Below are 8,729 nucleotides of genomic sequence, written 5' to 3' on the forward strand. Positions count from 1 at the left end.
GGTGGGATGCTGCCCGCCCTCGTATCCCAACTGGCAGAGGAAACGGACTCAAAACCCGTCCAGTGTGGGTTCGAATCCCACCGAGGGCACCACATAATGCCAGCTCACGGCAAGCACGTTCAGTCAACGTGCGTTCCAGCGGTCGCACCGCCGCTTTGCCGCACCCCTATGCAGGTGTGCCCAAGTGATGGTCACGTTCAGGCGACAGCTGAAAGGCGCGAATTATGCTCCCTAGCAGGGATATCGGGCTAGACAATCGGGCGGTTCCGCGAGCGCACCGGGGAATTTCTCAACGGAATGATCGATGCTGCAGTTGAGGCGGCGTGGTCACGATTGCGAATTCCAACAGCCCTGTCGGGCCGCGGCACTACCAGACGTCGATGTGGATCATGTTTCCGCGCGGACGGACTGATCCAGTCGCCGATGCACATCGCATCGTGGGAGGTGCCCGGACTTATGCGCCCGAGTTCCGGACTTCGACGTGTTGGTCAGTCAGCCTTCTGCCAGGTCTGGCAGCTATGCGTCAAGAACGCCCTGTCACTCGGCTGGATCATCACTACCTGAGCACCAGTGCTGATGTTGCTATCGATGATGTGGGTTGAATTGAGACTGTTCAGCCTCGCCCAATAACAATCGGAATCTCCTTCGGGGCTAGGACCGGCCGAACGATAAGTGCCCGGCACGATGTCGGTGCCGACTCGATACGTGCCATCGGTTTCCATGATCGTCTTGGGGACGGATGGTGGCGGCGGAACGGTCACCGACACTGTTTTAGTGATTTCCAGTGTGGACGTCACCGTCGCTGCAGTCTGGCTTGACCCGCCGCAACCTGCGAGAACTATCGCCGCTCCAGCAATAGCAGTTTTCTTGCCCTGCATTGGACGAGGGTAACCGCTACTCGAGTATGCATGCCGCGAGGGAGGACGCCCTTATCGTGCAGCGCCAGAAACCTTTAGCCGATGGAAACGGGCCAGCCCGAGGAGAGCAGAGCGGCCCGATCGACGGACCCAAAACCCGTAGCGTGTGTGTTCAAATCCCACCGAGGGCAGTCCCAGTCAATGCTGTACACCATCGGCCACGGCGCGAAAACCGCCGACGAGCTCACCGCCGCGCTGCGCCGGCACGACATCCCGCTCCTCGTGGACGTGCGCAGTTTCCCCGGCTCGCGGCGCAACCCCGACGTGTCGAAGGAAGCGATGCCGGAGTGGCTCGGCGCCGCGGGAATCGCGTACCGGCACGAACCTGATCTCGGTGGGCGGCGCAAGCCGCCGACCGACCCAGTGCCTCGAGACCAGTGGTGGGAAAACCCGTCGTTCGCCAACTACGCGGCCCATACCCGCACACCCGGCTTCCAGGCGGCATACCGGCGGCTGCTGGACGACGCCGAGGCCGGCAACGTCGTCGTGATGTGCGGGGAACCGACCTGGTGGCGGTGTCACCGGCGGATGATCGCCGACCTGGCCACCCGAGACGGCCATCCGGTGCGGCACATCATGCCCAACGGCTCGCTGGCGCCGCACCACCCGTCGGACTGGCTGACCCGCGACATTGATTAGTTGCGGTCGCAAGCGCGGCGCAGCCGGGCGCCGCCAGTCGCAACCATTTGATTGGGCACCCGACACATAGCGAGGTCAACGGTTACGCTTTGATCGTGGTGGCCAAGAAGTGCGGGGCCCCACCCCGGAATGACGGCTCGTCGAATCGCCCGAACTGCGTGGCCGCGGTGCGGGCGCAGACGCGCGACCGCAATCAGCACTACGCCGCCAGCGCCGCGCGCCGGGGCCGGGTTCTTAACATCGCCGCCGGGCTGGCCGTGATGATCCTCGCGACCTTCGTGTGCGTGCAGGCTGCCACGGGGTCGTTCTCCTGGCGGATCAACTCGATCAACATCTGCGCCGCCGCCGTCTTCTCGATCATTCCGTGGCTGCGGCGCTTCGGGGAATTGGTCGCGCCGGTCACGTTCATCTGCGCGGCCTACGTCTCGATCGTCGCCAGCTGCCTGGCGGTGGGCACCGGTTCGGGCGGTCAGTTCTTCTTTCTGGTAGCCGCGTGCCTGGTGGTCCTGCTGCTGGGGATCGAACACATCCTGTTGGCGGCGGCCCTGGCGGCGGTGGCCGCCGGCCTGACCATCGCGGTGGAATTCCTCATTCCGCGCGACACGGGGGTTCAGCCGGCCTGGGCTACGTCGATGGGCTTCGTCGTCACGACCGTGTCCGCCGTCGTGATGGTGGTCGTGACGATGTGGTACGCACTGCGTGACACCGCGCGCGCCGAAGCCGTCATGGAGGCCCAGTACGAGCGCTCGGAGACGTTGCTGGAAAACATGTTGCCCGCCAGCATCGTCGAGCGGCTCAAGGAGCCGGGCCGCGGCGTCATCGCCGACAAATACGACGACGCCTCCGTGCTGTTCGCCGACATGGTCAACTTCACCGAGCGTGCCAGCAACACGCCGCCCGCCGATCTGGTGCGCTTCCTCGACCGCTTGTACGGCGCTTTCGACGCACTCGTGGACAAGCACGGGCTGGAGAAGATCAAGGTGAGCGGCGACTCGTACATGGTGGTCAGCGGCGTCCCGCGCCCGCGGCCCGACCATGCCCAGGCGCTTGCGGATCTCGCGCTCGACATGGCCAATGCCGCTGCGGCACAGACAGATCCGCACGGCGAGCCGGTGCGGCTGCGGTTGGGCATGGCGTGCGGGCCCGTCGTCGCCGGCGTGGTGGGTTCGCGCCGGTTCTTCTACGACGTCTGGGGGGACGCGGTCAACGTCGCCTCCCGGATGGAAGCCACCGACTCGGTGGGACGGATCCAGGTGCCCGAGGCGATGTACGTGCACCTCAAAGACGAGTTCGTGCTGCAGGAGCGCGGCCGCATCGACGTCAAGGGCAAAGGCCCCATGCGCACCTGGTATCTCATCGGCCGCAAGGCAACCGAAGAGGCCACCGACCTGCGTTCCGAGGTACCGCGCACGGCGCGCGTCTGAGCCGAAAGTCCCTTCCCCGGCACGGCCGTGTGTGTCAGACTGCGGCCATGCAAACCACTCCTGGAACCGCGCCGGTTCCAAGCTTGTTGCCGCACTTGTGGAAATCGACGCTTGCGTCGGGATTTCTGTCACTGATCGTTGGCGCCGTGATCCTCGCGTGGCCGGAAATTTCCATCCTGGCCGCCGCCATCGCGTTCGGCGTTTATCTGCTGATCATCGGAGTCGCGCAGGTGGTTTTCGCGTTCAGCCTGCACGTTTCGGCGGGCAGCCGGATCCTGTTGTTCATCAGCGGTGCGGCGTCACTCATCTTGGCGGTCTTGGCGTTTCGTCATTTCGGCCAGGGATACGCAGTCTTGTTGCTGGCCATCTGGATTGGCATAGGGTTCATTTTCCGCGGCGTCGCCACGACGGTCTCGGCGATCAGCGATCCGGCGCTGCCGGGGCGCGGCTGGTCGATTTTCATCGGCGTGATCAGCCTGCTCGCCGGCATCGTCGTCCTGGCGTCGCCGTTCGCATCGATCGTCACCCTGGCGGTAGTGGTCGGCGTCTGGTTCGTGGTGATCGGCGTCTTCGAGATCGTGTCGTCGTTCCGCATCCGCAAGGCGTCCAAGACGCTCGTCGGTTGAGGCGGCCACATTGCCTATAGCGCCGACCGCAACCCTTTTACTACACTTCGTCGTAGCTGTTGAATCAGCTCCGCAGTTGGGGGATGACACATGAACGTCGTCGACATTTCGCGGTGGCAGTTCGGTATCACCACCGTCTACCACTTCATTTTCGTGCCGCTCACCATCGGTTTGGCTCCCCTGCTCGCCGTCATGCAGACGGTCTGGGTGGCCACCGGCAACACCGCCTGGTATCGCCTCACCAAGTTCTTCGGCAAGTTGTTCCTGATCAACTTCGCCATCGGCGTGGCGACGGGAATCGTTCAGGAATTTCAATTCGGGATGAACTGGAGCGAATACTCCCGGTTCGTCGGCGACATCTTCGGCGCGCCGCTGGCGATGGAAGGCCTGTTCGCCTTCTTTTTCGAATCCACCTTCGTCGGACTGTGGATTTTCGGCTGGAGCAGGCTGCCGCGCTTGGTGCACCTGGCGTGCATCTGGATCGTGGCGATCGGTGTGAACGTGTCCGCGTTCTTCATCATCGTGGCGAACTCGTTCATGCAGCACCCGGTCGGCGCGCACTACAATCCGGCGACCCGACGTGCCGAGTTGAACAGCATCGGCGCCCTGCTCAGCAATAACACTGCGCTGGCCGCGTTTTCGCACACCGTGACGGGGGCGTTGCTGACGGCCGGGACGTTCGTCGCGGCCGTCAGCGCGTGGTGGCTGGTCCGTTCGCGCAATCCCGCGTCCGCCATCCCGGAATCGGATGCCCGCACCGTGTTTCGCCCCGCAGCCATCCTGGGCTGTTGGGTGGTGCTGCTCGCCGCGGTCGCCCTGTTCTTCACCGGCGACCGCCAGGGCAAGCTGATGTTCGTTCAGCAACCGATGAAGATGGCGTCGGCGGAATCGTTGTGCAACACCGAAACCGACCCGGACTTCTCGATCCTGACCGTCGGCACGCACAACAACTGCGACAGCGTCACCCGCGTGATCGAGGTGCCCTACGTGTTGCCGTTCCTGGCCGAAGGCCGCACCAGCGGCGTCACCCTGCAGGGTGTGCGCAATATCCAGCAGGACTTCGAGCACCGGTTCGGGCCGAACGACTACCGGCCCAATCTGTTCGTCACCTACTGGTCGTTCCGCGCGATGATCGGGTTCCTCGCCATTCCGGTGTTGTTCGCGCTGGCGACGCTGTGGTTCACCCGCGGTGGGCGGGCACCCGGCCAGCGCTGGTTCTCCTGGCTGGCGCTGCTCACCATTCCGACGCCGTTTCTGGCCAACATCTCCGGGTGGGTGTTCACCGAAATGGGCCGCCAGCCATGGATTGTCGTCCCGAACCCGACCGGGGACCAGCAGGTCCGGTTCACCGTTCGCGAAGCCGTTTCCAACCACGCCCCCGGCATGGTCGTCACCTCCCTGGTGACCTTCACCCTCGTCTACGCGGTGCTGGCGGTCATCTGGTTCTGGCTGCTCAAGCGCTACATCGTCGAGGGGCCGCAGGAACACGACGCGGAACCGGCGCCGCCTCGCGCACCCAGCGAGGACGAGGTGGCACCGCTTTCGTTCGCGTACTAAGGAGCTGACCGGTGGCATTGCAACAGTTGTGGTTCGGCATCATCGGGATGCTGTTCCTCGGTTTCTTCATCCTGGAGGGTTTCGACTTCGGCGTCGGCATGTTGATGGAGCCGCTGGCCCGCCTAAGTCGTTCGGGCAGCGGTGACCCGGAACTGCAGCGGCGCACCGTCCTCAACACCATCGGCCCGGTGTGGGACGGCAACGAAGTCTGGCTGATCACCGCCGGCGCGGCGATGTTCGCCGCGTTTCCCGGCTGGTATGCCACGGTATTCTCCGCGCTGTATCTCCCGCTGCTGGCAATCCTTTTCGGCATGATCCTGCGCGCCGTGTCGATCGAATGGCGGGGCAAGGTCGACGACACGAAGTGGCGCGCCTGGGCCGACTTCGGGATCGCCGCCGGATCGTGGCTGCCCGCCGTGCTGTGGGGCGTGGCGTTCGCCGTCCTGGTGCGCGGGCTCCCGGTGGATGCCGCCGGCCACGTCGACCCGTCGATCACCGACGTGCTCAACGCGTACACCCTGCTGGGCGGGCTGGCCACCGCGGGGCTGTTCTTGTTCTACGGCGCGGTGTTCGTCGCCTTGAAAACCTCGGGCACGACCCGCGATGACGCCCACCGATTCGCGGTGTGGCTGTCGCTCCCGGTGACCGTGCTGGTTGCGGCGTTCGGGCTTTGGACGCAGCTGGCGCATGGCAAGGCCTGGACCTGGCTGGTGCTCGGCGTCGCCGTCGTCGCGCAACTGGCCGCCGTGCTGTTGGTGTGGCGGCGCGTCTCGGACGGGTGGGCGTTTGCCAGCACAGCCCTGGTGGTCGCGTCCGTTGTCGTCCTGCTGTTCGGCTCGCTGTATCCGAACCTGGTGCCCTCGACGCTGAACAGCCAATGGAACGTGACGATCTACAACGCGTCGTCGACCCCGTACACGCTCAAGATCATGACGTGGGTGACCGCGATCATGGCGCCGCTGACGGTCGTCTACCAGGCGTGGACGTATTGGGTCTTCCGGCAACGGATCTCGTCCGACCGGATACCGCCGTCGAGCGGGCTCGCGAGGCGTCCGTCCTGAGCGCATCCACCTCTACGTCGCGGGCACCCCTCGACCCGCGGCTGTGGCGGGCGTCGGCCGCGTTGCGGCGTTATCTGCTGGCCGTCGTGGGCTGCGGTGTCGTGATCTCGGGCTGTGCGATCGGCTCGGCGATCGTGCTGGCGGGCACCGTCGCGCGCGTCGTCGGGGATCCCCCGGCGCGCGGCCTGCGCAGCTGGCTGGCCCCGTTGTCAACCCTGTTGGCGCTGTGGGTTGTTCGCACGGTGACGCAGTGGTTGCAGGCCCGCCTGGGTCAGCGGGGCGCCAGCGCGGTCATCGCCGACCTCAACGCCCGGGTGCTGTCGGCGGTGACCGGGCGCCAGCCACGAGAGCTCGCCGCTCAGCGCGACGCCGCCGCCGTGGTGGTGACCCGTGGCCTGGACGGGTTACGCCCCTACTTCACCGGGTACCTGCCCACCCTCCTGCTCGCCGCGATCCTGACCCCGGCGACGGTCGCCGTGATCGCGGCCTACGACCTGAGATCGACGGTGATCGTGGCGATCACGCTGCCGCTGATACCGGTCTTCATGGTGTTGATCGGGCTGGCGACGGCCGACCGCTCGGCGGCGGCGCTGGAGGCCATGACGACCCTGCAGGCCCGGCTGCTGGACCTGATCGCCGGCATCCCGACGCTGCGGGCGCTGGGACGCGGCCGGGGTCCCGAAGCCCGGATCGCCGAACTCGCTGCGGCCCATCGGCGCTCGGCGATGGCGACGCTGCGGATCGCCTTCCTGTCGGCGCTGGTGCTCGAATTGGTGGCCACGCTCGGCGTGGCGCTGATCGCGGTGGGAATCGGCCTGCGCCTGGTATTCGGCGAGATGACCCTGACCACCGGGCTGACGGTGCTGCTGCTGGCGCCGGACGTCTATTGGCCGCTGCGCCGGATCGGGGTGGAATTCCATGCCGCCCAGGACGGCAGGACCGCCGCCGACAAGGCGTTCGCCCTCATCGGCGAGCCGGCCGGCCCGACGACGCGCAGCCGGAGCGTGGACGCGCGCGGCAGCGAGATCCGCCTGGAAAACCTCGGCGTGGCGGGCCGCGACGGCCACGCACCGCGCGATCTCAGCGCGGTGATCGAGCCCGGCCGGGTCACGGTGCTGACCGGACCCAACGGCGCCGGCAAGAGCACCACACTGCAGGCCATCGCCGGGATCACCGTGCCGTCCTCGGGCCGGGTCACCGTGGCCGGGGCCGACGTCACCGGCCTGGACCCCACCGCGTGGTGGCGCCAGCTGTCCTGGCTGCCGCAGCGCCCGGTGCTGGTCCCGGGCACCGTGCGCGACAACCTGGTCCTGCTGGGTCCCGTTGGCGACCTCGAGAGGGCCTGTGCCGCATCAGGTTTCGACGCCGTGCTGGACGAGCTGCCCGACGGGATGGACACCAGGCTCGGGCGCGGCGGCGTCGGGCTGTCGCTGGGACAGCGGCAGCGCCTCGGCCTCGCGCGAGCGCTCGGATCGGCGGCCCCGGTGCTGCTCCTCGACGAGCCCACCGCGCACTTGGACGCGCGCACCGAGCAGCGGGTGCTGCGGGCCGTCGTCGAGCGGGCACGCGCCGGCGCGACGGTGGTCGTCGTCGGCCACCGCGAGCCCGTCGTCGCGATCGGTGACCGGGTGGTCGGGGTGGCCGCCGAGGCCGGGGTGGGCCATGCCGCGGTCTGATCCCCTCCTGGCAGCCGCGGGCCTGCTGCGCCCGCGGGTGCCGCGGATCCTGGCGGCCGTGGCGCTGGGCGTGCTGTCGCTGGGCAGTGCGCTGGGCCTCGCGGGTGTTTCGGCGTGGCTGATCACGCGGGCGTGGCAGATGCCACCCGTGCTGGACCTGTCCGTCGCCGTAGTCGCGGTGCGCACGTTCGCGATCTCGCGCGGCGTGCTGCACTACTGCGAGCGGCTGGCCACCCACGACTCCGCGCTGCGCGCGGCGGGCACTGCGCGGGCGCAGATCTATCACCGGCTCGCCCGCGGGCCCGCGGCGTCCGCCCTCCGGCTGCACAGCGGTGAGCTGGTGGCACGGGTGGGCGCCGACGTCGACGAGTTGGCCAACGTCCTGGTGCGCGCCGTGGTGCCGATCGCCGTCGCGGCGGTGCTCGGGCTGGCGGCCACCGCGGTCGTCGCGGCCATTTCGCCGCCGGCCGCGGCGGTGCTGGCGATCTGCCTGCTCCTCGCGGGCTTCGTCGCCCCCCGGCTCGCCGGCAGGGCCGCCGCCACGCAGGAAGAGGTTGCCCGCCAATACCATTCCGATCGCGACACGTCGGCGATGATCGCCCTCGAGCACGCGCCGGAGCTGCGCGTCGCCGGTGCCCTACCCGACGTCATCGCCGACTCTCGGCGCCGCCAGCGCGCCTGGGCCGACGCCCTGGACGCCGCCGCCAGACCGGCCGCCATCGCCGAGGCGATGCCCACCGCGGCGATCGGGGCCAGCGTGCTGGGCGCGGTGGTGGCCGGGATCGGGTTGGCGCACGCCGTCGCGCCCACCACCCTGGCCGTGCTGATG

The 8,729-nt window shown here is 67.7% G+C and carries 8 protein-coding genes and 1 tRNA gene; 8 read left to right on the plus strand and 1 reads right to left on the minus strand.

Going from position 1 to position 8,729, the window contains the following annotated elements; all coding sequences use genetic code 11:
• The first annotated feature begins 15 nt into the window (after nucleotides 1-15).
• Nucleotides 16-92: transfer RNA gene (locus VMD50_RS08070), tRNA-Leu, on the plus strand.
• 396 nt (nucleotides 93-488) lie between these two features.
• Here VMD50_RS08070 and VMD50_RS08075 read toward each other — a convergent pair.
• On the minus strand, nucleotides 489-878 hold the full coding sequence (locus VMD50_RS08075; protein WP_325426598.1) for a hypothetical protein: 390 nt from the start codon (nucleotides 876-878) through the stop codon (nucleotides 489-491).
• A gap of 180 nt (nucleotides 879-1,058) precedes the next feature.
• Here VMD50_RS08075 and VMD50_RS08080 point away from each other — a divergent pair, with 180 nt between their 5' ends.
• From VMD50_RS08080 to VMD50_RS08110, 7 genes are all read left to right on the plus strand, one after another.
• Nucleotides 1,059-1,556: a DUF488 domain-containing protein gene (locus tag VMD50_RS08080; RefSeq protein WP_325426600.1), complete on the plus strand. Its 498-nt coding sequence runs from the start codon at nucleotides 1,059-1,061 to the stop codon at nucleotides 1,554-1,556.
• Between the two features lie 95 nt (nucleotides 1,557-1,651).
• Complete coding sequence (locus VMD50_RS08085) at nucleotides 1,652-2,980, plus strand: adenylate/guanylate cyclase domain-containing protein (RefSeq protein WP_325426602.1); 1,329 nt, start codon at nucleotides 1,652-1,654, stop codon at nucleotides 2,978-2,980.
• 29 nt (nucleotides 2,981-3,009) lie between these two features.
• The gene (locus VMD50_RS08090; RefSeq protein WP_325426604.1) at nucleotides 3,010-3,606 is read left to right on the plus strand and encodes an HdeD family acid-resistance protein; all 597 of its coding nucleotides are present in this window, start codon (nucleotides 3,010-3,012) and stop codon (nucleotides 3,604-3,606) included.
• A gap of 90 nt (nucleotides 3,607-3,696) precedes the next feature.
• Entirely contained in the window at nucleotides 3,697-5,163 is a 1,467-nt protein-coding gene (locus VMD50_RS08095; RefSeq protein ID WP_325426606.1) for a cytochrome ubiquinol oxidase subunit I, read from the plus strand.
• 11 nt (nucleotides 5,164-5,174) lie between these two features.
• Nucleotides 5,175-6,224, plus strand: coding sequence for a cytochrome d ubiquinol oxidase subunit II (gene cydB, locus VMD50_RS08100; RefSeq protein WP_325426608.1), 1,050 nt, complete (start codon nucleotides 5,175-5,177; stop codon nucleotides 6,222-6,224).
• 62 nt (nucleotides 6,225-6,286) lie between these two features.
• Entirely contained in the window at nucleotides 6,287-7,900 is a 1,614-nt protein-coding gene (cydD, locus tag VMD50_RS08105; RefSeq protein WP_325426612.1) for a thiol reductant ABC exporter subunit CydD, read from the plus strand.
• The coding region (locus tag VMD50_RS08110; protein ID WP_475446977.1) for an ABC transporter domain-containing protein at nucleotides 7,887-8,729 on the plus strand (843 nt) is incomplete at its 3' end. The genes cydD and VMD50_RS08110, both read left to right, overlap by 14 nt.

This window comes from Mycobacterium sp. (genome assembly GCF_035506235.1).
In the GTDB taxonomy this organism is placed as follows: domain Bacteria; phylum Actinomycetota; class Actinomycetes; order Mycobacteriales; family Mycobacteriaceae; genus Mycobacterium.

Excerpts from the sequence above, each read along its gene's own strand:
- VMD50_RS08075 (WP_325426598.1), bottom strand. The coding sequence starts at position 878 with ATGCAGGGCAAGAAAACTGCTATTGCTGGAGCGGCGATAGTTCTCGCA.
- VMD50_RS08080 (WP_325426600.1), top strand. The coding sequence starts at position 1,059 with ATGCTGTACACCATCGGCCACGGCGCGAAAACCGCCGACGAGCTCACC.
- VMD50_RS08095 (WP_325426606.1), top strand. The coding sequence starts at position 3,697 with ATGAACGTCGTCGACATTTCGCGGTGGCAGTTCGGTATCACCACCGTC.